Here is a 21572-nt window from a genome sequence, read left to right on the forward strand (position 1 = left end):
CGGGCACCAGCACGGCGGGCCATCAGCTTGCCTCGTCGTCGTCGAGCACGGTCACCAGGTCATCAGCGGTACACAAGAAGCGGGTCTGAAAGTCGCGTCGCCAGTCATCGAACACGTTCCGGCTGTCGCGCTCGTCGAACAGCACACCCGCGATTGACTGCCCGGTCATCGTGACGTCATCGCCGCGCCGGTACCGAGCCAGCGACAGGCACCACGGGCACTGGTCCGCCGCGTTCAACTCGGGGTTGCCGCCCTCGAGGTTCCACCGGTGGCATACGGCGTCGTTGCGCTCCCATGTGGCGATCAGCCGTGCCCGCAGGCCCGGCACGCGCACCCCGGCGATGCCGCCGACACGCTTAGCCATCAGCGGCCCGCCAGACCGGCGACGTTGCCGTGGTGCCGGGTCATCGCGGCACGGCGGGCGCTGTCCGACGTCGTGCGCGACCCGCGGGCCGTGGCTTCCTCGCCGGGGACGTCGAGCCGCACGCGCGCCAGCAGCCGGCCGCACGCCTCTCGGTGCTGGCGTAGCTCGGTGACCAGCGGGTGGATCGTCACCTGCCCGGCCGCACCCGTCGCGGTCACGGGGCGACCCAGCTGCGACCAGGCCTCATCCAGTTCGGCGGCCAGGTCCGCTTCTCGACACGCATCGAGCAGGTAGCGGGCCTCCTGCGACGTCGGGATCAGGTCGGCATCCGCCATTTCGGCGGTCACGTCGCGCCACAAACGAGCGCCTTCGGTGCCCAAACCGCGGGGTTTGCGTGGCTTTGAGGTCATCTTGATGTTTCCTTTCGGAACGTTCGGAGCCGGTCTACGGCCGTAGATCGGCGGAATATCGCGGATATGGCATAGCGCCGGCCCATCCGTAGCTCTGGCGTCTCCGATGCACGGCCCGAGCAGTTAACTGCGGTCGCCTAGTGCCCTACGTGGGGGGCGGGCACTGCCCCACCCCATGACACTTAGGCATCCCTTCATATCAAATGTGAGCTAGTACGTTGTTTCCGATCGGACACATACGCCGGGTGCTGCTGCCCTGTGCTTGCCTGCCTGCTCAGCCGGGCCGTCAGACGAGGTGCTGACCTGCACACGCCACCGAGCCGACCACGGCGCTCCCGGTCACGGCCATGAGGTCAGGTCGTCCACGACCTGCGTGAAGAATCCACCGAGCAGCGTGAGCAGCGACGTGCATCCGCGCTGCGGGTCAGCCAGCTTGCGGTAGAGGGCGCGTGCCTCACCGAGCCCGCCTTGCGTGGCGTGCTGGTCGAGGACTGCGCCAATGGCCTGATCGAGGCTGGCTTGCGCGTAGGTCGCCTCGTGCCCGTCGTAGTGGCTGCGGATCCACAGTGACAGCCAGCCACCGCCTGCGACGAACCACGTGGTGAGCGCGTCATCGTTGGCGAGAGCGTCGGTCAGGTAGTCCCGGATCTTGCCCACGAACTGGTCGGGCTCCGTGCAGTTGGCCAACAGCATCTGCAGGTCTTCCTTCAGCCCGGCGATCCGTGCGAGCTGCACGACGTCCTCGGGCTGCGGCCGCGGCGGTAGAGCTGCGTCGGCTGCGGTGGTGACCATCTGCTGCAGCACGCGGCTGGCCGTGGTGCGCTGCGCGGTCAGCTGCGCCGTGTAGGACGCGAGGATCGATGCCTTGCGGGTCTGCTGCGCCTGCGGTGTGTACTGGCTGTTCGTCGCCTGCTCCGTTGCCAGCGCGTTGGCCATGTCGGACATAACCTGGTCGATGGCCGCGAGCGCTGTCTTGGCGGTGGCCCAGTCGGCTCGGATCTTCGGCAGGTACGCCGGCTCATCTTGGTCGATGGTGACCAGCGGCAGCGGCCGCGGCGGGATCGCACCATCGATGTAGTCGATCGATTCGGTCTTGACCTGCTGGTAGGTCTTCTCCAGTATTCCGACGCTCATGATGCTCTCCTTGTCGGTATGTCGTGGGGGTCGATCAGGTAGTCCCTGCCGATCCGTGTGGCGGGCAGTTGCCCGCGGCTGATCCGCTGACGGACCGCTCTTGTACCGATCCCGAGCGCTTGCGCGCATTGCTTCACAGTTAGAGCGTGGCCGGTCGGCGGCGTTGCCTCCAGTTCGTGTTCCTCGTGCGGAACAGCAGCGAGCAGGTCGTGCACGGCGGCCACGTACCGGAGCGCGCGCACCAGCTGATCTGCTTGTAGGACAGGCGGATTCCCGCGCGCCCGGTGCATCCCGTGTGCCCGATCGACTAGGGCAACGAGAAGGCGTGCGTCCTCGGCGTCGACGATGACGACCGGGCCGGCGCTGGACGGCTGCACGCTGATCACGACCGCGTGCGCCTCACATGCCCACGTGCCTGCGCGGCCTCAGCCATGCTCTGCAGCTGCGGCAGGTTGCCGACCTCCGGCGGCTTGGGCACCTGCCGGAACGCCTGACGGATGACCGCCTGCCCGGTCATGGCGCATCGCCGCCTTGGCCGTCTCCTCGACGCCAGACCACGACGCCGCGGTAGACGGGGCAGGATGCGTCGTGCTGGGTCTCCAACACGAACTCATTTGGGTCACCAGTGCGGTGCACGATGTTGACCGAATCGCAGTCCGGGCAGGTGCCTGGTCGCGGAACCTCGGCCGTGAGATCCAGATATAGCCCTGCGACGTCGAGCGGCTCCGGTTCGCGCTGGTCGCTCACGAGTCGACCTCCTTCTGCACCTTCCCGAAGCTGATGACCCGACCTGCCCACGCGCCGTGCCAGACGAACGGCACGACACCGGCGCAGGTGTCCAGCACTGGACAGGTCGCGCATGCTCGTGCGGCGCGACGACAGGTCTCCGTGTCGTCAGCGGTGAACGATGCCCAGTGACCGCGACACGGGATCTGCTGACCACGCTCGTCGGCCGCCAGGAGAGCCTGGTCAAGGTCGTGCCACGCCGCTGCCTCAGCGGCTCTGCGCGCGTTCACGGTCGCCTGTCTTTCCTCTGCTGCCGGCGCCGTCGCTCGGCGTCGATGTCGGCCAGGGTCGGCCGTGGCATGTTGCGCTCGGCAAGCCACTTCTCGAGTTCTGCGGTGTTGCGGTAGCCGTAGAGCAACCGGGTCGGGATCTGTGCGAGCTGCTCGTGGTTTCATGTCACACACCCCCGACCAAGAACCGCGCCATTCCGCGGATTGGTGAGGGAAGGTGACGGTTGAATGCAACTTTCCCTATATCTCTCTCGCGTAAGAGTTGTCATCGACCCTCACCAGCCCTCACCAGACGGGGCCGACACGATGCCCAGGCCGGGCCATACGCGCCGTCCGCCGATCGTCTTCTTCTCGAATCCGAGTCGTTCCAGCTCGCCGCTGAATGCCTTCTCACTCATCGGCTCTGCACCATCCGCCAGGGCGAATCTTTGCCACGCCGAATAGAGTTCGCGGGTCGACGCTCGCGCGCCGTGATCGTCCGGCCGGGTGACGTACTCGTCATCAGCCACGAACCGTGCGACCGGGTCGGATCGCCGCTGATACCCGTCCGTTGCGCGCAGCACCGTCTCGGGCTCACGCATCCCACCGCCGTCGAGGTAATCGAAGTAGCCCTCGATCGCCCACGACAGGACCGCGTCAGCGTGTAGCTTCAGCTGGTCCGGTAGCCCTGGATCGCGCTGCTCGGCAGGAACGATGACCTCAAACGGCACGACGCGGATGCGCCGCCACGTTGCCGGGTCGTTGCCCTTCACCTTGGGCTCGTGGTTGGTGACGTAGAGCAGCTGATGCGTTGGCGACCAGGTGACCGGTGGCTGGTAGAGGTTGCGCGCGGTCAGCTCGTCGCCGCCGGTCAACCGCTTCATCAGGGCTTCGTCGAGCTTGCGGCCCTCGTCGGTCTCCGAACCGACGACCAGGCGAGCACCGCGCAGCATCATCAGTTCCGGGCCGCCGATTCCACCGCGGTCCTTCACCATAAGGATGTCCGGATTGATCACGGTGGCGTAGTCGCCCATCGCGAAGCAGATCGCCCCATAGCAGGTGCCCTTGCCGTTCGCACCCGCGCCGATCAGCACGGGGAACAAGTGCTCGCGGACGAGGCCGGCGACGCCCTGGCCGATGATGCGTTGCAGATACGCTCGCTCTGGCTCGTCGGGCAGCACCGTCTGCAGGAAGCCCGACCACACTGCCAGGTCGGCATCCGGTCGATACGCGGCCGTGGTGATCTTGCTCAACCGGTCGGCCGGGTCGTGCTCGCGCAACTGCCGGGTCCGCAGATCCAACGTTCCGTTGTCACAGTTCAGCAAGTACGGGTCGGCGTCCATGTCCCGGACTGTCACCGCGAATTCGACCAGCGCGGAAGCGATCTGCAGCACGCCGGAGATGCCGGCCGCGGACTCGCACGCCTTCACGTCGGCCCGCAGTTGCTTGTCACCGAGCGACTCGGCCAGCGCGTCGCGCAGGATCTGCAGCACGGCGCGACGGGCGTGCGCCTCGCCGTCGTCAACCTCCCACCGTTTGCCGGTCCAGTGGTGCCAGCCGATGCCGTGAACGTGCAGCAACGTGCCGTTGAAGTAGCGGGCGACCCGGTAGGCCATACGGACCTGTCCGGAGTGTTCCTCACCCATCTCGGTATCGGTAGGGAACTTCGGCTCGAAGGTCTCGGTCATCGCGTCACCTCCGGCTTGTCGCCGGCGACCTCGGCCGCCCAATTCGGGCCCGTCGCGAGCGCCAGTACCCGAATCTTGAGCCACGCCAGCAGGTCCGCGGCATCGCGCAGCGCTTGCGTATCGAGTTCGTTCTCAAGCTGCCCGAGTCGGCCGTCGATGATCCCGCGCTGATACCCGGCCAACCATGCCGCCTGTCGATCGTCCATCGAGATGATTCCGTGCGTCGGGCACTGCGCCCCGCATGAGCAGGTCTGAGCGTTCGTCATCGCGGGTCCCCCTTGATCATGCGCACTGAGTAGCCGGACGCTTCGAGCAGTCCGAGCACGTCGTCAAGGCGCTCCCGGCGCAGCCAGGAGCACCGCGTGGCGCGATCACGTTGAGCTGGGATCCGTTGCGCGGACAGCAGGTCCGCGATCCTTCCCCGCAGCGCAACATAACGTTCACTCGTGCCGTCGTAGACGGTCACATAGCCGCGGGTGCTCATCGGGAACCTGCCATCCCGGATCGGCCCGCGCATCGCCAGCCGTAGCCGCGCTTGACAGCCTTCTCCGAGCGCAGGCGGCGACCACAGCGACGGCAGCGAGCACCATCGGAGTCCGGTACGCTGGAGTCAGATTCGCCCGCCTGCTGAATCTTCGGGAGGGCCGCCTTTTCGCCGGGGCGGTCCTCTTCTTCTATCCAGAACCTCATCGGGCACTCACCCGCCCGCCGTCGATGTTGCGCCAGGCTGCCTCGCCGGTCGGGTCGCTGTACGTCAGCCGGTAGTAAACCTCGTCGAACTGCGCACGCTGCACACGGTCGAGGGCAACGACGTTTGCCAGGTACTCACCGAACGAAACACCCTTGTCTGCAACGAGGTTCACGTAGTCGCGGCAGAGCCTGACCACCTTCGATGGCGACAGGCGAACACTGCTGTTCTCGACCAGCGCGTGTGTCTGACGGATCAGCGCCTCGACCGACACCTTCTCTGCGGCTCGGTCCTCGTGGTTCGACCGGATGTTGCGAACGGCCTGCTCGGCCGCGGGGCGGCTCACCGTGCACCGCCCCTCAGCAGGACGGCCAGGCGGTCGCGCTGCTCGGGTGTCAGTGGCGGCGCTTCGTTGACGACGCGCTCGATGTGCTCGGCGAGACGCTCGGCTCTCAGTTGCCGACGTAGCTCAGTGACATCGGCGTTGGGGTCGCGGCGCTTGGCGTGCGCGATCTGCGACCGGGTTTGAGTCCAGGACATTCGGAAGCCCTCCGGGGCATGAGTGAATCCATGCCTCTACTGGAGGGCTCTTTATCGGGGCGACGTACCAGCCTCGGACTCTTTGATCCCGGCCTGTATCGAGTCGGAGGCCGGCGCACCTGCGCTACTGCTAGTAAGACTACGCGATGAGTCCGACAATGCGCCAACGTGACACGCGGTCAGTCCCGGTCGAGCGGAACATCCTTGATTCCAAGGGCTATCGCGTTGTCCACGATGCGCCGAAGGGACTCCTGCTGCAGTGGAACCCTCAGCTTGCATCGAGCGCACAAAAAGGCGTAGGTCAGGTGAGAACTGTCCTCGTCAGATCCGCGGAACGCGTTCAGATCGTCTGCAGCATGTCTGTATTCGACATCGAATCCACCCAACTCGACACCGCGGAAAACGACCCGCTCATCCTCTGGCGCCCGGGCGACGTAGGCGATCGTCGTTGCCTTGTGGCCCGGACCATTGCCGCGAGACCCCGAGCACCGTAGGCGAATGATCGGCCAGCCCGGCGTCAGTCTTCCGAGCGGCGCTGGCTCGAACCGGCGGCGGCTCACTTCGACCCCTTCCACTCGATGTCCAGCCCTTCCCATACGTCAGCACCGCGTCGGCCGATCGGCATGAGCTTGATCGTCAGCAACGCGTCGATGACCTGCCGCTGCTGGTCCTGCGGCAGTGCTGCGAGTGCCTCCGCGGCGTCCTCGGCACTGGCAACTTCTGACACTGCAGGATTCACCGCGAGCGCGCCCACCATCGCCTCCAGCGTGGCGATGCGATCCCGTAGGCGGCGGCTTCCGGCGGCGAGCGCCTGCCGGTCGATATCCCCGGCCGCGAATGCCTCGGCCAGACCATCGAGGCGTGACCGAGCGCCGGTGAGTTCGTCCCGCAGCTCGGCCAGCTCGTCACCGTGATCTGCGGCGGCGAACAGGTCCGCAGCATCCGGCTCGGCGAGACGACGCGCGACAAGACCGAGCACATACTCATCGATCGGTGCCGCCTTGCGCGTGACGTGGATCTTCTGGCACCGGTAGGTCTCGCCCTTGTTGCCGTCCTTCACGAACGCGCCCACGACGGGGCCGCTGCACTTCCCGCACGTCATCACACCTGATAGCAGGTAACGCCGGTCAGGTCCGCGCTTGGACCGTGACGGGTCGGTCAGGATCGCCCTCAAGGCTGTCGCCGTCGTCTCATCGAGGATCGCGGGCCACGCGGCCGGGCCGATCACCTGCCCACGGTGGCGGCGTAGACCGGCGTTCCGTGGGGACAACAGCGCGGCCTTGAGTGTCGTTGTGCGCCACGTCTTCCCGGTTGCCGTGCGGATGCCGCGCTGGTTCAGATCCTTGGACAGCGCATTGAGCGACCGACCCGCGAGCACCCCGTCAGCGGCCTTGCGCAATTCGGCAGCCTCAGTGTCGCGGATCGTCATGCCGTCTCGCTCGAATCCAAACGCGCGCTGACACTTGTAGGGCTTGCCAGTCTCGGCCAGCTGGTCGTTCTTCGCGCGCTGCCGCAGCGCCTTCTGCTCGCCCTCATATGTGGCCCACGCGGTCACAGTGCGGGCCACTGCGCGACCCGCGGGGTTGGACAGGTCCAGGTGTCCGGCGGTCACCGCGTGGACGTTGACGCCCAGCTTGATGATGCGCTCCAAGTCGGGGGTCAGTCGCACGAGGCGGTCGACGTGCCAGACGACCATGCGCTCGGGGTCTGACTTCAACAGCTCCTCGAACGCAGGTCGGACCTTTCCGCTCGTGGCGCTGGTGTCGTTGTCCACCAACACTTTCCGCACGGTCCAGCCATGCTCGGCGGCGAACTTCCGACAGGCCGCAACCTGTCGTTGCACGCCCAGTTCGTCGCCGGCGCGGTCCAAACTCAGCCGCGCGTAGATATCTGTTGTCCCGCTCACAACTCTTAGGGTACATTATGCAAACCACCGGCCCAACGGGCTGACCTGCCCGGTCGGTCTGCTCCGTCAGGACCAGCTGCCGAGCCAGCAGTCGGTGCTACCTCCGCAGTGACGCCACCGGCGGCGTCACCGAGCGGCGTCGTCGTACCAGCGCAGCACCCGCAGGGCACGCAACGTGTTCCAGCGGCTCGGTGTGCCGTCGCCGTCCTCGAGCTCGAAGTGGACGAGGCCGGGGTGGGTGTTCTCCAGTGCCCAGGTGCCGAGCGCCTGCTGTTTGGAGCGCACGTGGTCGACGGCCTCGGCGAGGCGCGGGTCGGGTGTGCCGCCCACGGACCGGAAGTAGTCGAGCCCGCGCAGCACGTCGTAGTGCCACTGCACCGGGAACGAGAACTGCAACCAGTCGGCGTCGGCCACCTCTCCGGTGCTCGCCCGCCGGGACAGTTTGCGGTGCAGCAGGTACTCCTCGCCGCGCCGACGGGCGGCGGCGACGTCGGGTCCACCGCCGGTCTGCTCGTAGTCGCGCAGCCCCTCCAGCACGCAGATCGTCGTGTGGAACGAGGACCGCGTCGAGCCGTTCTCGGCCTCGCAGTTCCAGCCGCCGTCCTGCAGCTGCTCGCCGAGCAGGCGTTGCACGAGCCGGTCGACGTCCTGCCCGAAGTAGGCGCCGACCGAGACGGTGCCGCCGTTGATGCACGGCTCCACCTCGCCGTCGAAGAACCGCGAGCCGTCGTACTCCCAGCGACAGCTGTCCCTCACCCCGTCGAGCGCCGCCACCACCCGCGGATCAGTAGGATCCACACCGAATTCGCGCAACAGCCGCAATGTCGGCAGCGTTGCAGTCCACGGTTGCCCGTCGGGGTCGCCGATCGGGCCGTCCGGTGGCCGCCAGTCCTTGCCCGGGAAGCAGGCGCCTCCCGCCCACGCGCCGTCGGCATACCGATCGAGCAACCGTGCGCCGTGACCCTCCGTGGCGACCTTGGCGCGTTCCGCCGCCACCTCGTCGGGACCGGTATCGGTCAGGTCGCGCATCACCTGCCACCTGATCGACGGATCGCCCTCCATCAGCCACTCCTGCACGTCGTGCATCCCTGTCACCCTCCACCGTGGTAGCCGTGTTCTCCACGCTAGGCCAGAGCTGTGACACCGCGGCGCCGAACGACCGCCGCACCCACCGGGGAGCGACGGCCGACCGGAGCGGGATCAGATGCCGCAGATCTTGCGCCACTGGACGTTGCCGGCGGGCACCCAACCGGTCTTGCCGCCCGCGCGGCCGTCCCGGCCGTAGAAGAAGCCGTTCTTCGCCTTGTTCTTGTAGTAGAAGCGGTCGCCGGCATACGCGAGCCCGAGGTGGGTCGCGTTCTGCTTCGGGTGCGTGCGCACGTAGCTGTTGTGCGTGAAGTACGGCACCATCGAGCAACTCGTCATCGGCGCACGGTGCGCGGAAGCCGACACCGGAGCCGCCGTGGCCGCCGCAGCCGGAACACAGACCGCCGCCGCACAGGCGCCAGCAACTGCCGCCAACTGAACCTTTCGCATGTCTTTCTCCTTTGCCTTCAGTGGTATTGCGGGAGTTCGGACCCGCGATCGTCGGTATCGGTTCCCTATACGACCGTCCGGTTTCCGGCGAGCGACCTTGTGCATTCGCCATATCTCGTGCCTAGCCTGGGGTATGGCGATCACGATCGACGGCTACCGCGTCGAGCCGCTGTGCTCGGCGACCTGGAACGCGTTCGAGGACCTGGCCGCGCGCCACAACGGCGTGTTCGGCGGCTGCTGGTGCACCTGGTTCCAGCGACCGAACGACGAGCAGTCCCGGGAGACGCTGGGCAATCAGGAGTTCAAGAAGCAGCAGGTCGAGGAGGGCAAAGCACATGCGGCGCTGGTCTTCGATGGCGACGAGGCGATCGCCTGGTGTCAGTACGGGACCGTCGAGGAGTTGCCCAACATCCGGCACCGCAAGGAGTGGGAGACCGGTCTCGAGCACCGCCCCGACTACCGATTGACCTGTCACTTCGTGGACCGGAGATACCGTCGAAAAGGGTTGGCAGCAGTTGCTGTTCGCGGAGCACTACAGCTGATCGCCGAGCAGGGCGGCGGGCTGGTGGAGTCCTACCCGCATGATCTGCCCGAGGGGAAGAAGATGTCCGCTTCCTTCCTCTACAGCTCGACCCGGACGATGTACGAGCGCCTAGGTTTCACCTACCAGCGCCGGAAGGGCACCCTCAACTGCGTCATGACCAAGACCGTCGCCCCGGCGTGAACCACCCTGCCCCCGTGCCGCCTTCCGGGTACGAGGGCCAAGATGGAGCGATGAGCGACGAGATCACAGTGAGCGACAACCCCGGTCTGCACCGCTACGAGGCCCGGATCGGTGGTGTGCTCGCGGGCTTCTCCGTCTACGAGCTGTCCGAGGGACGAATCACGTTCGTGCACACCGAGGTCGACACGAAGTTCGAGGGCAAAGGTGTCGGTTCCGCGATTGCGCGTTTCGCGCTCGACGATGTGCGGTCCCAGGGCGAGCGCTCCGTCGTCCCGCTCTGCCCGTTCATCAAGGCCTGGATCGGCAAGCACCCCGAATACCAGTCGTTGGTGCAGCAGGACTGAGGCCCACCCAAGTGTGGCTAGGCAAACATTGCTGGTGACGGGCGCCGGCTCGACATACGCTGACAGTCATGAAGATGAGCGCCGCCCTTGAAGAGAAGTTCAACGCGCAGATCACCCTCGAGTTCGAGTCGTCGATGGTCTACCGCCAGCTCGCGATCGAGATGGAGGACCAGGACCTGCCCGGCATCGCTGCCTGGCTGCGACACCAGGCGGACGAAGAGGTCATGCACGCCAACAAGTTCATCGATCACCTCAGCGCTCGCGACAACCACCCGCTGATCGGCGCCATCGCCGCGCCGAAGGTCAGTGTCACGACCGTGCTCGATGTCTTCGAGGCCGCGTTCGCCCACGAGCAGAAGGTGTCCGAGGCGATCCGGGAGCTCTACAAGGCGACGGAGCAGGAGGGCGATCTCGACTCACGACCACTGCTGCTGTGGTTCCTCGCCGAGCAGGTCGAGGAGGAGTCGACGGTCGACGAGCTCGTCAACCGGCTCAAGCTGATCAACAACGACGGTCCGGGCCTGCTGCGCCTCGACGAGGACCTTGCCCAGCGTCCGACCACGACCACGGAGAACACCGCAGCGAAGTGAAAGCTCAGGGGAGCAACCCGTTCAGCGTCTCCAGCCACGCTCGTGGCTGGTCCAGGTGCAGGTCGTGGCCGGCGCCGGAGATCGTCACATGTTCGACCTGCTCGCGCCGGAGCATGCGTTCCACCTGCTCCGAGGGTATGGCGCTGCGCTCCGCGACCACCAGGTATGTCGGGACGCTGACGCTCTCCCAAGCGCGCCAGCGGGGTAGCACGAGGACCGCGCGCAGCGTCTCGACCAGCACGTCGGCGTCCCAACAGGGCGCCAGCCCGCCGGCGTCGAACTGCAACCCGTCCGCCCACGCGTCACCCGCACCCGGGCTGCCGCCGAAGAAGTCGATGAACGCGTCCCGGTCCGGGAAGGACTCCGGCCAGCTGCGCAACCAGCGCTCCACCGGTGCGAGTGCAGCATCACCGCCGCCACCGACGCCCGCCTCAACCATCACCAATCTGCTGACCAGATCAGGGTTTTCGGCTGCAACGAGCATCGCGGTGTGACCACCCGTCGACTGCCCGACGAGCGTCACCGGTCCCCCGCCGAGCCGCTCGATCAGCGCCACGACGTCCTCGACGTGGGCGGCTCGGGTCACGTCCTGCGGCATCCGGGTCGAATGCCCGTGGCCACGCTGCTCGAGGGCGACGACCCGGTGCGACCCGCTCAGCGCGCGCATCGTCGCCGACCACTCCTGTGCGGTGCCCGCGAGACCGTGCAGCAGCACGACGGGGTGATCGCCCGCACCGGCCTCGGCATACGCCAACCGGACCGGACCGCGCGAGAAGGAGCGCCAGGCAGCAGGTCCGATCACCCGAGCGATTATGTCGACCCGCGCATCCGGCGTGCACACCGCCCGTCGTCGGTCAGGGGCAGCGACCGGCCAGCACGCAGAACTCGTTGCCCTCGGGGTCGGTGAGCACCACCCAGCTCTGCTCACCCTGCCCGACGTCCGCGCGACGCGCACCGAGCCCGAGCAGCCGCTCGACCTCGGCCGCCTGGTCACGATCGGTGGGGTTGAGATCGAGGTGCAGCCGGTTCTTGACCACCTTGCCCTCAGGCACCGGCGCGAAGGTGAGCGTCGGCGGCACCGGGCCCGGGCGTCGCTTGCCCTCCGGCACCTGCGGCGAACCGATCATGACGATCTCGTCGTCCTCGTCCTGCACCTCGTAGCCCAGGACAGCGCACCAGAAGCCGGCCAGGGCGTGCGGATCGGCACAATCGATCGCGAGCTCGGTGAATTTGCTGGCCATGCGGTCCTCCGGTGTCGGGGTGTGTCACACCGCTCGGCGATCATTCGTCGTACTGGCGGCTGCCCCCAGTGTGCCGCACCAGCAATTGACTTTTCTCGAACATTTGTTCGATCATGGATCGATGACCGCACCGACCGCGACCCGCATGGCGCAGTTGCACGAACTGCTGCAGCGCCAGGAGACGACACCCGCAGCGAGCAGTGTCCCGGTGCACCCCGAGCTGGCACCGCTCTTCCCCCGCGGGCTGCGTGCGGGTGCGGTCTATGCCCTGCACGGCTCGATGAGCGCCGCGCTCGCCCTGCTCGCCGGCCCGTCGATGGCGGGCTCCTGGTGCGGCGTGGTCGGGGTCCCGGACCTGGGCGTCGAAGCAGCGGCCGACTGGGGTGTCTGGCTCGACCGGCTCGCGCTGATCCCCCGCGTCGCCGCCGAGGACTGGACGTCGGTGGTCGCCGCACTGGTCGAGGTGAGCGCGCTGGTCGTCGCAACACCGCCGAAGCACATCTCCCCCGGTGAGGTCTCCCGGCTGCTCGCCCGGTTGCGCACCAGCGGCAGCACGCTGGTGGTGCTGGGTGACTGGCCGCGGGCCGCCGCCACGCTCACCGGGCGGATCGTGCGGTGGGACGGGCTGTATGACGGGCACGGCCATCTCTCCGGCGGCGCGTTGCGCTTCGAGGTGACCGAGCGCCACCAGAACCGCCACGTCGAGCTGGAAATGCCGGTGCGGCCGTGATCAGCAAAAACCCGGTCCGCGTGATGATGCTCTGGTGCCCGGGGTGGTCGGTGCTGGCGGCCCGCCTGGTGCAGGGCATCGCCGCGGACCAGGCCCTGGCGCTCACCGATCGCGGCATCGTGGTGGCCTGCTCCGCCGCCGCCCGGCTCGAGGGTGTCACCACCGGCCTGCGTGTCCGGCAGGCGCAGCACCGCTGCCCCGACCTGATCGTGCTGCCGCACGATGTGGTCGCCGAGGCACGGGCCTTCGAGCCGATGCTGCGTGCCGTGGAGGAGAAGATCCCGAACGTCCATGTCGTCCGGCCCGGCCTGGCCGCGGTGCGTGCGCAGGGTGCCGGCCGCTTCTACGGCAGCGAGCGTGCCGCCGCGCACTCCCTCCTGGAGCACCTGCACCGCTTCACCGAGCACGAGCTACGGCTTCCGGTCGACCTGCGGATCGCGGTGGCGGACGGCCTGTTCACCGCCGAACAGGCAGCCTGCTCCAGCTCCGCGACCGACCCGCTCACGATCATCCCGGCCGGCGACTCACCCGCCTTCCTGGCCGGCCTCCCGGTGGCCGTCGCCTGCGACAAGAAGCTGGACAACCTGCTGCAACGTATGGGTATTCGCACCCTGGGCGACCTGGCGAAGTTGCCCCGTGGTCAGGTGCACGCGCGCTTCGGCGCCACCGGCCTGCGCGCACACCAGCTCGCCTGCGGCGAGGATGCTCCGGTCCTCAGCCCACGTGTCGTGCCACCCGAGCTCGGGATGCACGTCGCCTTCGACCCACCGGCAGCGGAGATCGACCGGGTGGTGTCACGTTGCGAGCCGGCCGCCGCCGGGTTCGCCCAGCTGCTCACCCGCTCCGCGCTGATCTGCACGGAGATCCGGGTGACCATCCAGTTGGAGCCGGATGCGCTCTTCGAGCGACTGTGGCGGCACCCGTGGCAGTTCGGCAAGGTCGAGGTGCTCGACCGGATCCGTTGGCAGCTGGAAGATCTCGCCTCCGAAGCCAGCACCGTCGACGATGACTCACTGGGCGCGTCCGTGCTGTCGGTGCAGGTTCTCCCGGAGTCCGTCGACGATGCCGAGCATCACGCGCAAGGACTGTGGGGCGACCGGCCGGACGAGAAGGTGGAGCACACTCTGACCAATCTGCAGCACCGTCTCGGACATGAGGCCGTGTTGACCAGCACCGTCACGGGCGGTCGCCTGCTGCACGAGCGACGCGTGCTGCGCCCGTGGGGCGATGCCCTTCCCACGCTCCGGGAGCGTCGCGTCGAGCAACCCTGGCCGGGCACCGTTCCCGGGCCGGCACCCGCCACCGTCTTCACCAGCGCGGGCCAGGTGCAGGTGCTCACCGCCACCGGTGAGCCGGTGACGGTGGACGAGCGCGGCGCGGTCAGCGGCATACCCGCTTGGTTGCGGTTACCTGCGGATCGCAGACGCATCGAGCAATGGGCGGGGCCGTGGCCGATCCGGCAGCGTTGGTGGCGGAAGGTAAGGCAACTCAACCGTTTTCAGCTGGTCGACAATTCTTCGTCCGCCTGGCTGTTGCTGGCCGACGGCAGCACCTGGTTCGCCGAGGCGAGGTACGACTGATGGGTTGGAGCAACCCCGCCATCCCGTGGTCGCAGCTGGAGCAGGCACTGTCCCGCGGCATCCGACCGGAGGACCGAAGCGTTCGCGGCCGCCCCGCCGACAGCGGGGACGGACCGGCCTTCTCCCGGAAGCGGAAACCGTTCCGGCCCTCGGAGCTCGGCGAGCAGGCCGGGCCCGTGGTGCCGTATGCCGAGCTGCACGCGCACTCCCACTACAGCTTCCTCGACGGGGCCGCCGCACCCGAGGATCTGGTGACCGAAGCTGCACGGCACCGGTTGCACGGCATCGCCATCACCGACCACGACGGCCTCTACGGCATCGTGCGATTCGCCGAGGCTGCCGAAAGCTACGGCTTGAGAACTGTTTTCGGCGCCGAGCTGTCACTAGGTCTCACCGCCCCGCAGAACGGCGTACCCGACCCCGAGGGCACCCACCTGCTGGTGCTCGCGCGAGGCACCGAGGGTTACCGGAGACTGGCCAAGGCGATCACCGAGGGACAACTCGCCGACACCGCGGAGAAGGGCAAACCCCTCTACGACCTCGCTGCGCTGGCCGAGGAAGCAGCAGGGCAGTGGGTGGTCCTCACCGGTTGCCGCAAAGGCAGCGTCCCCAGCGCACTCGCCCGACACGGGCAGGAAGCTGCCGTTGCCGAGTTACATTCCCTGCAGGACCTTTTCGGCAGGGACAACGTCTTCGTCGAGCTCACCGACCACGGTGACCCGGGCGACAGCGCAACCTGTGACCGGCTCGCGGACGTGGCAAGTGCCGGGGGCGCACTCACCGTCGTCACCAATGCGGTGCACTATGCCGATCCCGAGCAATACCCACTGTCCACTGCACTTTCCGCGGTCCGCTCCCGACGCAGTCTGGAAGAGCTGGACAGCTGGCTGCCGGCACACGGCGCGGCATACATCCGCAGCGGCGCGGAGATGGCGCAGCGCATGCGCCGCTTCCCCGGTGCGGTCGAGCGGACCGTCGAGATCGCCGACGACCTGGCGTTCAGCCTGCGTGCAGCGTCACCGCACCTGCCGCGACAGGAGGTGCCACCCGGGCACACCCCGATGAGCTGGTTGCGTGAGCTGACCATGCGAGGCGCCGCCGAGCGGTATCAACGCGACGACGAAGTGGCACACGCACGCATCGAGCGTGAGCTGAATGTTATTGAGAAGAAGGACTTCCCGGGATATTTCCTGATCGTGCACGAGATCGTGCAGTTCGCGAGGAGCCGCGGCATACTGTGTCAGGGTCGGGGGTCGGCAGCGGCATCTGCGGTCTGCTACGTCCTGGGCATCACGGTGATCGACCCGATCTTCTACGAGTTGCCCTTCGAGCGCTTCCTGTCCGAGCTGCGCGAGGAGGCCCCCGACATCGATGTCGACTTCGACTCGGGCCGGCGCGAGGAGGTGATCCAGCACGTCTACGCCCGCTACGGCCGCCGTAATGCGGCGCAGGTCGCCAATGTCGTCACCTACCGCCCCAAGAACGCCGTGCGCGACATGGCCAAGGCGCTCGGCGCGAGCCAGGGACAACAGGACGCCTGGTCCCGCCAGGTCGAGCGGTGGGGTGCGGAGATCGCCAGCCAGGACCACGACATCCCGGCGCCCGTCATCGAGCTGGCCCGGCAGGTGCTGAGCTACCCGCGGCATCTCGGCATCCACTCCGGTGGCATGGTGCTGACCGATCGGCCGGTCAGCGAGGTGTGCCCGATCGAGCGCGCGCGGATGACGGATCGCACTGTCCTGCAATGGGACAAGGACGATTGTGCCTGGATGGGATTGGTGAAGTTCGACCTGCTCGGTCTCGGCATGCTGGCCGCCCTGCAGCACACCTTCGACCTGGTGGAGCGGCACACCGGGGAGCAGTGGCGCATCGAGACGTTGCCGCGCAACGAGCCCGGTGTCTACGACATGCTGTGCCGCGCCGACTCGATCGGGGTCTTCCAGGTGGAGAGCCGCGCCCAGATGGGCACGCTCCCCCGGTTGAAGCCGCGGTCGTTCTACGACCTGGCGGTCGAGATCGGGCTCATCCGCCCCGGACCGATCCAGGGGGGCGCGGTGCACCCCTACATCCGGCGGCGCACCGGCAAGGAGCCGGTCACCTATTCGCATCCGCTGCTGGAGCCGGTGCTGGAGCGCACCCTCGGTGTGCCGCTCTTCCAGGAGCAGCTGATGCAGATGGCGATCGCGGTCGGTGACTGCAGCCCGGCCGACGCCGACCTGCTGCGGCGGGCGATGGGGTCCAAGCGCGGGGTCGAGCGGATCGACTCGCTGCGCACCAAGCTGTATGCCGGGATGGCCCGCAACGGCATACCCCAGGAGACCGCCGATGAGATCTACACCAAGATCGAGGCCTTCGCCAACTTCGGTTTCGCCGAGTCGCACGCGCTCAGTTTCGCGGTGCTGGTCTATGCCAGTTCCTGGCTCAAATTGCATTACCCGGCAGCGTTTCTGGCCGGCCTGCTGCGCTCGCAACCGATGGGGTTCTACTCACCGCAGACGCTGACCGGCGATGCGCGCCGGCACGGCGTCGAGGTGCTGTCCCCCGACCTGACGCGCTCCGCCATCCATGCCGAGTTGGAGCCGGACTCCCCCGACGCGGCGCAGCGCCGTGGTGGCGGCGACGAGTGCCTGCGCGACCACACCCAGGAGGAGATCGGCGACTTCGACCCGGACGCACCACCGGACTGGCAGGAGCACCGACGCGACTGGCACTTCGCGGTGCGACTCGGGCTGGCCGACATCACCGCGCTCGGCGAGGCAGCCGCCGAACGCATCGTGCGATCCCGTGATCTCGACGGGCCGTTCACCGATCTGGCCGACCTGGCGCGACGGGGCGACCTGGACACCGAGCAGATGGAGGCACTTTCGCTGTCCGGCGCACTCGACCCACTGACCGGGTCACGGCGCGACGCGCTGTGGCGCTCGGCGGAGGCGGCGTCGATCCGCGGCGACCAGTTGCCGGTGCGGGTCGCCTATCAGCCGCCGCTGTTGCCGGAGCTGTCCATCGGCGAGCTGCTGATGCACGACCTGCAGGCGACCGGGATCAGCCCCGGCGACCACCCGATCCGGCACGTCCGTGCCGATCTGGACGCACGTGGCGTCCTGCCGATCGAGCAGCTGAAAGGGTTCCAGACCGGGCGCCGGGTGGAGGTCGGCGGCGTGATCACCCACCGGCAACGGCCGGCGACGGCGGGTGGGATCACCTTCGTCAACGTCGAGGACGAGTCCGGGATCCTGAATGTCATTGTTTCGCGCGGTGTTTGGCACCGTTATCGCCGCATCGCGCGCGCCTCGCCGGCCATGGTGGTGCGCGGGATCCTGGAGCGCTCCGAGGACGGCGTCACCAACCTGCTCGCGGACCGCCTGGAGCACCTCACGATCCACGTGCGCACCAAGTCCCGCGACTTCCAGTGACGACAGATGATCTCAACCGCGGACCCGTGCCAGGAAGACCCATTCCTTGCCCGGCCGGTCCGGTGCATCCCGGACCTCGACGACGTCGAAGCCGTGCGTGTCGAGGTCGTGCACGAGTTCGTCATACTCGCGAAAACGCAGTGTCGACGCGGATTCGATCACGTCTCCGTCCATCACCGTCACGGATTCGAACGTCACGAGCGGCAGCGCCACCTCGGTCACGGTGCGGCTGACGACGGAGCGCTTGCCATCGGGATGGATCCTCGCGGTCTCCGGCACCTCCCACGTCTCCCAGTCACGCACCTCGGGTCGTCGTGTCTCGAAGACGAACCACCCGCCACCGGCCAACACCCCACGTATGGCGCCCAACGTCAGCACCCAGTCCGCGTCGTCCACGAAGACCTGCGCGACGTTGCCGGTCATCATGGCGAGATCCGCACCGCTCACCCGCCCGGCAAGCGCCGTCGCGTCGCCCTCGACCCACGTGACACCGTCGGAGTACGGCTTCGACCGCGCCACGCCGAGGGACGCAACCGCCGGGTCCACACCGACCACCTCGAGACCACGTTCCGCGAGAAGCACTGCGAGACAGCCGGTTCCGCAGCCGACGTCGACGACACGATGGGCGTCCAGCTCCTCGACGATCGCCGCGTAGACCTCCAGGTCGCTACGGTCGTCGTCGAAGGCGTCATACAGGACGGCCAGGCGAGGATCGGCGAAGACAGCATCGGGTGCACGCATGCCACGACCGTATGGCGCCCGCATCATCACCGCACGCGATTTCCACGACGCACGCCTGGCCGGACTAGCCTGCGAACATGCTTACCGCGATCCACACACTCATCTATTCGTCGGATCCGCCTGCCACGCGGGCATTCTTCCGCGACGTGCTGCAGTGGCCGTTCGTCAGCGATGCGGCATCCAGCGAGCCGGGCAATGACCCCGGCGATGCTGCGAGCTGGCTCATCTTCGGCACCGGGCCGAGCGAGCTCGGCGTCCATCCGCTGATGCCGAGCGACGGCCGCGGCACGCCCCGGCACGAGATCAGCCTGGTCTGCGACGACATCGCCGCAACGGTCGCGGAGCTGACCGCTCGCGGCGCGCGTTTCCGCGGTGAGCCCGAGGACCGCGGTTACGGCATCGCCGCCGACGTCGAGGTACCCGGCACCAACGACATCCAGATCTACGAGCCGCGCCACACGGTCGCGTACGACCTGCCGAGGAACGCTTAGAGCAGCTGCGCGGCGGCCGATCTCGGCAGGCATTCACTCAGCGTCACGCCCTCGCACCCAGCCGGGGCTGTCAGTGGTCGATGTTCTACTGGACACATGATCGAGATGGCACAGCGAACGACACCTGGCACAGGAGCGGATCCCGCCCTGCCACAGGCTGATTCGCCTGCCAACGTCGCGATGAACGCCGCCCGCGAGGAGCTCGCGCTCATCAGTGCACAACTCAACGACGGGCACACCCAGCTGGTCACCCTCATGCGACGCGTGCTGGCCGAAGACCTGTGGTGCGGCGCCGGGTTCCGGTCACCGGAGCAATGGCTGACGGCGTATGCCGGGCTCACCTGGTCCTCCGCGCACGACATCGTCCGCATCGCCGAGCGCTGCGCCGACCTGCCCAGCATGCGCCGGCTGCTCGACGCCGGCCGGCTCACTCTCGGCCTGGCTGCCGTCATCGCCAAGTACACCCCAGCGGCCTACGACGCCGACGTCGCCGAGTTCGCGTCATACACGACAGTCACGCAGCTACGAAGGGCGTTGTGCCGCTATGAGTTCCACACCGAGGGGCCCGATTCGTCCTCCGCTGAGACGACGGACGGCACCACGGACCAGGACAGTGTGGTGCTGCCGGGCGAGGCCGCCGACGACGAGGAGCAAGTGGCCGCCGCCTCCGACGCGGCCGCAGACCGCGCGCCGGACCAGTTCGACCCGACAACTGCGCCGCCACGCCTCGACATGCATTACACCGCGGGCCGATTCCACCTCACCTACGACGCGCCCGCCGACATCGGGGCGCTCGTCGAGCAGGCGCTGCTGGAGGCCAAGGACACCCTCTTCCACCTGGCCACACCCACCGACCGGGCCACGAACCACAAGACCGACCCCGGCACCACCGCGTGCGGCAAGAACCCGACCGACCCGGCCACGTCACGCAAGGGCGCGACGTTCGGTGAGGCGTTCGGCCTGATGGCGCAACGCTCCCTCGATGCCGGTGCCCCGCTCGGACACTCTCGCGCCAGCCGCTACCGCGTCTATCTGCACCTGGACACCCTGGGCAACACCTGGATCAACAAGTCCTGTGCCCTGCCACCGTCGCTGCGGGCTCGCGTCCTGTGCGACGGGGTCATCCAGCCGATCTGGGAGGCCGAGGGCAAACCGGTCAGCGTCGGCCGCGCGCAACGGATCGTGCCGGCTCGGACCCGACGACTGCTGGAGGACCGCGATCGTGGCTGTCGGCATCCAGGCTGCCTCGCGATGCACCACCTCGAGGCTCACCACCTCGATCACTGGATCGACGGTGGCTCGACCGATGCCGACCGGATGATCATGCTCTGCCCCTACCACCACGACGAGCATCACCGAGGCACCTTCGTCATGGTCGGCGACCCGACAAGGCCAGGCGGTGTCACCTTCACGGCACGCGACGGGACGAAACTACGACCCGACTTCCGTGCCCACACTCCAACACCTGCGCCAGTCAGCCCCTACGCCGGACCGACGAACGAGAAGCTACAACTGTCTCTCGTCCGATTCGACCCGCACCGGCAGCCAGAGGGTCCGACGCCAGAACAACATCCGGACTCCTCGCCGCCCTAGGACACCCGCCGTTCCGCCGCAGTCACGGTCTGCTCCATCAACACCGCGATCGTCATCGGGCCCACTCCGCCGGGTACCGGCGTGATGTATGACGCCCGCGACGCCGCAGCCGAGAACTCCACGTCACCAACGTTTCCCGGGTTGTACCCGGCGTCCATCACGACCGCGCCCGGCTTGATCCACGCGCCGCGAATGAGCTCGGGGCGCCCGACCGCAGCCACCACGATGTCCGCCTCGGCGACGTGCGCGCCGAGGTCGACCGTCCGCGAGTGACAGAACGTGACGGTGGCGTCCCGCGCGAGCAACAGCAGTCCGACCGGCTTGCCGAGGATCGCGCTGCGGCCGACGACGCACACGCGTTTGCCGGCGATCGGTAGCTGGTAGGCGTCGAGCAGCCGAACAATGCCCTCCGGTGTGCAGGAGTGGAACCCCTCGGCGGACAGCCCCATTGCCGCGAAGCTGGCCATCGTCACGCCGTCGACGTCCTTGCCGGGAGCGATCGCCTCGAAGACCGCGATCTCGTCGACCTGAGCGGGCGCCGGGTGCTGCACGAGAATGCCGTCGACCGTGTCGTCCTCGGACAACGCGCGCACCGCGGCGACAGCCTCCGCGGTGGTCGTCTCGGCAGGTAACTGCACGCGGCGGGACTCCAGCCCGAGCTGCCCGGCACGCCGTTGCTTCATCCGCACGTACGTGTGCGACGCGGGGTCGTCGCCGATCAGCACCGTGGCGAGGCAGGCCGGACGTCCCTGCGCTGCAGCGAAATTCGCGGCTCGTTCGGCGACCTCACCGAAGATCTTCCGGGACACGGCAGCGCCGTCCAGGATCTGTGCGGTAGTGGCCATCAGTCGACTCCTCGGATAG

At 67.8% G+C, this 21572-nt stretch carries 26 protein-coding genes; 8 read left to right on the plus strand and 18 right to left on the minus strand.

Annotated features, from left to right (window positions below):
• Positions 1-22: 22 nt before the first annotated feature.
• The 14 genes from FHU39_RS22670 to FHU39_RS22735 form a co-directional block, all read right to left on the minus strand.
• Positions 23-364, minus strand: a complete 342-nt coding sequence (locus tag FHU39_RS22670) for a hypothetical protein (RefSeq protein ID WP_183323006.1) — start codon at positions 362-364, stop codon at positions 23-25.
• On the minus strand, positions 364-774 hold the full coding sequence (locus tag FHU39_RS22675) for a hypothetical protein (RefSeq protein ID WP_183323007.1): 411 nt from the start codon (positions 772-774) through the stop codon (positions 364-366). The genes FHU39_RS22670 and FHU39_RS22675 overlap by 1 nt, the downstream gene beginning before the upstream one ends.
• Before the next feature lie 339 nt (positions 775-1113).
• Positions 1114-1908, minus strand: coding sequence for a hypothetical protein (locus FHU39_RS22680; RefSeq protein ID WP_183323008.1), 795 nt, complete (start codon positions 1906-1908; stop codon positions 1114-1116).
• A complete protein-coding gene (locus tag FHU39_RS22685) occupies positions 1905-2294 on the minus strand; it encodes an excisionase family DNA-binding protein (protein WP_183323009.1) in 390 nt (129 codons plus the stop codon). Before FHU39_RS22685 ends, FHU39_RS22680 begins: the two co-directional genes overlap by 4 nt.
• A 127-nt stretch (positions 2295-2421) precedes the next feature.
• Positions 2422-2655 carry a hypothetical protein gene (locus FHU39_RS22690; RefSeq protein WP_183323010.1) on the minus strand — a complete coding sequence of 78 codons (234 nt, stop codon included), beginning with the start codon at positions 2653-2655 and terminating at the stop codon, positions 2422-2424.
• Positions 2652-2924, minus strand: a complete 273-nt coding sequence (locus tag FHU39_RS22695; protein WP_183323011.1) for a hypothetical protein — start codon at positions 2922-2924, stop codon at positions 2652-2654. The genes FHU39_RS22690 and FHU39_RS22695 overlap by 4 nt, the downstream gene beginning before the upstream one ends.
• A 275-nt stretch (positions 2925-3199) precedes the next feature.
• Positions 3200-4591, minus strand: a complete 1392-nt coding sequence (locus FHU39_RS22700; protein WP_183323012.1) for a DNA primase family protein — start codon at positions 4589-4591, stop codon at positions 3200-3202.
• Positions 4588-4797 (minus strand): hypothetical protein, encoded by a 210-nt coding sequence (locus tag FHU39_RS22705; protein ID WP_183323013.1) that lies wholly within the window; start codon positions 4795-4797, stop codon positions 4588-4590. Before FHU39_RS22705 ends, FHU39_RS22700 begins: the two co-directional genes overlap by 4 nt.
• Positions 4798-4853: 56 nt before the next feature.
• Positions 4854-5075 (minus strand): hypothetical protein, encoded by a 222-nt coding sequence (locus FHU39_RS22710; RefSeq protein WP_183323014.1) that lies wholly within the window; start codon positions 5073-5075, stop codon positions 4854-4856.
• Positions 5076-5277: 202 nt separating this feature from the next.
• Positions 5278-5625, minus strand: a complete 348-nt coding sequence (locus FHU39_RS22715; protein WP_183323015.1) for a hypothetical protein — start codon at positions 5623-5625, stop codon at positions 5278-5280.
• Positions 5622-5819: a hypothetical protein gene (locus FHU39_RS22720; protein WP_183323125.1), complete on the minus strand. Its 198-nt coding sequence runs from the start codon at positions 5817-5819 to the stop codon at positions 5622-5624. Before FHU39_RS22720 ends, FHU39_RS22715 begins: the two co-directional genes overlap by 4 nt.
• Positions 5820-6375: 556 nt before the next feature.
• Positions 6376-7725, minus strand: coding sequence for a recombinase family protein (locus tag FHU39_RS22725; protein ID WP_183323016.1), 1350 nt, complete (start codon positions 7723-7725; stop codon positions 6376-6378).
• Positions 7726-7851: 126 nt separating this feature from the next.
• The gene (locus FHU39_RS22730) at positions 7852-8811 is read right to left on the minus strand and encodes a hypothetical protein (RefSeq protein WP_183323017.1); all 960 of its coding nucleotides are present in this window, start codon (positions 8809-8811) and stop codon (positions 7852-7854) included.
• Positions 8812-8925: 114 nt separating this feature from the next.
• Positions 8926-9261 carry a hypothetical protein gene (locus FHU39_RS22735; RefSeq protein WP_183323018.1) on the minus strand — a complete coding sequence of 112 codons (336 nt, stop codon included), beginning with the start codon at positions 9259-9261 and terminating at the stop codon, positions 8926-8928.
• A 133-nt stretch (positions 9262-9394) separates the two neighbouring features.
• On the opposite strand from FHU39_RS22735, the gene FHU39_RS22740 reads away from it, so the two are divergent.
• From FHU39_RS22740 to FHU39_RS22750, 3 genes are all read left to right on the plus strand, one after another.
• Positions 9395-9985 (plus strand): GNAT family N-acetyltransferase, encoded by a 591-nt coding sequence (locus FHU39_RS22740; protein ID WP_183323019.1) that lies wholly within the window; start codon positions 9395-9397, stop codon positions 9983-9985.
• 50 nt (positions 9986-10035) lie between these two features.
• The gene (locus tag FHU39_RS22745) at positions 10036-10329 is read left to right on the plus strand and encodes a GNAT family N-acetyltransferase (protein WP_183323020.1); all 294 of its coding nucleotides are present in this window, start codon (positions 10036-10038) and stop codon (positions 10327-10329) included.
• A 68-nt stretch (positions 10330-10397) separates the two neighbouring features.
• Positions 10398-10919: a ferritin gene (locus FHU39_RS22750; RefSeq protein WP_183323021.1), complete on the plus strand. Its 522-nt coding sequence runs from the start codon at positions 10398-10400 to the stop codon at positions 10917-10919.
• 4 nt (positions 10920-10923) lie between these two features.
• Here FHU39_RS22750 and FHU39_RS22755 read toward each other — a convergent pair whose 3' ends face one another.
• Positions 10924-11721 carry an alpha/beta fold hydrolase gene (locus FHU39_RS22755; protein ID WP_221185843.1) on the minus strand — a complete coding sequence of 266 codons (798 nt, stop codon included), beginning with the start codon at positions 11719-11721 and terminating at the stop codon, positions 10924-10926.
• Positions 11722-11773: 52 nt separating this feature from the next.
• Positions 11774-12160 carry a VOC family protein gene (locus FHU39_RS22760; RefSeq protein WP_183323022.1) on the minus strand — a complete coding sequence of 129 codons (387 nt, stop codon included), beginning with the start codon at positions 12158-12160 and terminating at the stop codon, positions 11774-11776.
• Positions 12161-12281: 121 nt separating this feature from the next.
• Here FHU39_RS22760 and FHU39_RS22765 point away from each other — a divergent pair, with 121 nt between their 5' ends.
• From FHU39_RS22765 to FHU39_RS22775, 3 genes are read left to right on the plus strand one after another with little or no spacing between them, the layout of a single operon-like run.
• Positions 12282-12890, plus strand: a complete 609-nt coding sequence (locus FHU39_RS22765) for a hypothetical protein (protein WP_183323023.1) — start codon at positions 12282-12284, stop codon at positions 12888-12890.
• The gene (locus FHU39_RS22770) at positions 12887-14470 is read left to right on the plus strand and encodes a Y-family DNA polymerase (RefSeq protein WP_183323024.1); all 1584 of its coding nucleotides are present in this window, start codon (positions 12887-12889) and stop codon (positions 14468-14470) included. The genes FHU39_RS22765 and FHU39_RS22770 overlap by 4 nt, the downstream gene beginning before the upstream one ends.
• The gene (locus tag FHU39_RS22775) at positions 14470-17883 is read left to right on the plus strand and encodes an error-prone DNA polymerase (protein WP_183323025.1); all 3414 of its coding nucleotides are present in this window, start codon (positions 14470-14472) and stop codon (positions 17881-17883) included. The genes FHU39_RS22770 and FHU39_RS22775 overlap by 1 nt, the downstream gene beginning before the upstream one ends.
• A 12-nt stretch (positions 17884-17895) precedes the next feature.
• Here the strand turns inward: FHU39_RS22775 and FHU39_RS22780 are convergent, their stop codons facing one another.
• Complete coding sequence (locus tag FHU39_RS22780) at positions 17896-18624, minus strand: class I SAM-dependent methyltransferase (RefSeq protein ID WP_183323026.1); 729 nt, start codon at positions 18622-18624, stop codon at positions 17896-17898.
• 77 nt (positions 18625-18701) lie between these two features.
• Between FHU39_RS22780 and FHU39_RS22785 the strand changes: the two genes are divergently transcribed.
• On the plus strand, positions 18702-19115 hold the full coding sequence (locus FHU39_RS22785) for a VOC family protein (RefSeq protein ID WP_183323027.1): 414 nt from the start codon (positions 18702-18704) through the stop codon (positions 19113-19115).
• Positions 19116-19211: 96 nt separating this feature from the next.
• Positions 19212-20708: an HNH endonuclease signature motif containing protein gene (locus tag FHU39_RS22790; protein WP_183323028.1), complete on the plus strand. Its 1497-nt coding sequence runs from the start codon at positions 19212-19214 to the stop codon at positions 20706-20708.
• Here the strand turns inward: FHU39_RS22790 and FHU39_RS22795 are convergent.
• On the minus strand, positions 20705-21553 hold the full coding sequence (locus FHU39_RS22795; RefSeq protein ID WP_183323029.1) for a bifunctional 5,10-methylenetetrahydrofolate dehydrogenase/5,10-methenyltetrahydrofolate cyclohydrolase: 849 nt from the start codon (positions 21551-21553) through the stop codon (positions 20705-20707). The two genes, FHU39_RS22790 and FHU39_RS22795, sit on opposite strands and share 4 nt — an antisense overlap.
• Positions 21554-21572 lie beyond the last annotated feature (19 nt).

Origin of the sequence: Flexivirga oryzae (assembly GCF_014190805.1) — a bacterium.
Classification (GTDB): domain Bacteria; phylum Actinomycetota; class Actinomycetes; order Actinomycetales; family Dermatophilaceae; genus Flexivirga; species Flexivirga oryzae.

Coding starts and splice junctions, on each gene's coding strand:
- FHU39_RS22785 (WP_183323027.1), top strand. CDS start 18,702: ATGCTTACCGCGATCCACACACTCATCTATTCGTCGGATCCGCCTGCC.
- FHU39_RS22760 (WP_183323022.1), bottom strand. CDS start 12,160: ATGGCCAGCAAATTCACCGAGCTCGCGATCGATTGTGCCGATCCGCAC.
- FHU39_RS22750 (WP_183323021.1), top strand. CDS start 10,398: ATGAAGATGAGCGCCGCCCTTGAAGAGAAGTTCAACGCGCAGATCACC.
- FHU39_RS22700 (WP_183323012.1), bottom strand. CDS start 4,591: ATGACCGAGACCTTCGAGCCGAAGTTCCCTACCGATACCGAGATGGGT.
- FHU39_RS22780 (WP_183323026.1), bottom strand. CDS start 18,624: ATGCGTGCACCCGATGCTGTCTTCGCCGATCCTCGCCTGGCCGTCCTG.
- FHU39_RS22735 (WP_183323018.1), bottom strand. CDS start 9,261: ATGCGAAAGGTTCAGTTGGCGGCAGTTGCTGGCGCCTGTGCGGCGGCG.
- FHU39_RS22745 (WP_183323020.1), top strand. CDS start 10,036: ATGAGCGACGAGATCACAGTGAGCGACAACCCCGGTCTGCACCGCTAC.
- FHU39_RS22680 (WP_183323008.1), bottom strand. CDS start 1,908: ATGAGCGTCGGAATACTGGAGAAGACCTACCAGCAGGTCAAGACCGAA.
- FHU39_RS22740 (WP_183323019.1), top strand. CDS start 9,395: ATGGCGATCACGATCGACGGCTACCGCGTCGAGCCGCTGTGCTCGGCG.
- FHU39_RS22705 (WP_183323013.1), bottom strand. CDS start 4,797: ATGGACGATCGACAGGCGGCATGGTTGGCCGGGTATCAGCGCGGGATC.
- FHU39_RS22720 (WP_183323125.1), bottom strand. CDS start 5,819: ATGTCCTGGACTCAAACCCGGTCGCAGATCGCGCACGCCAAGCGCCGC.
- FHU39_RS22675 (WP_183323007.1), bottom strand. CDS start 774: ATGACCTCAAAGCCACGCAAACCCCGCGGTTTGGGCACCGAAGGCGCT.
- FHU39_RS22775 (WP_183323025.1), top strand. CDS start 14,470: ATGGGTTGGAGCAACCCCGCCATCCCGTGGTCGCAGCTGGAGCAGGCA.
- FHU39_RS22710 (WP_183323014.1), bottom strand. CDS start 5,075: ATGAGCACCCGCGGCTATGTGACCGTCTACGACGGCACGAGTGAACGT.
- FHU39_RS22790 (WP_183323028.1), top strand. CDS start 19,212: ATGATCGAGATGGCACAGCGAACGACACCTGGCACAGGAGCGGATCCC.
- FHU39_RS22795 (WP_183323029.1), bottom strand. CDS start 21,553: ATGGCCACTACCGCACAGATCCTGGACGGCGCTGCCGTGTCCCGGAAG.
- FHU39_RS22765 (WP_183323023.1), top strand. CDS start 12,282: ATGACCGCACCGACCGCGACCCGCATGGCGCAGTTGCACGAACTGCTG.
- FHU39_RS22730 (WP_183323017.1), bottom strand. CDS start 8,811: ATGCACGACGTGCAGGAGTGGCTGATGGAGGGCGATCCGTCGATCAGG.
- FHU39_RS22670 (WP_183323006.1), bottom strand. CDS start 364: ATGGCTAAGCGTGTCGGCGGCATCGCCGGGGTGCGCGTGCCGGGCCTG.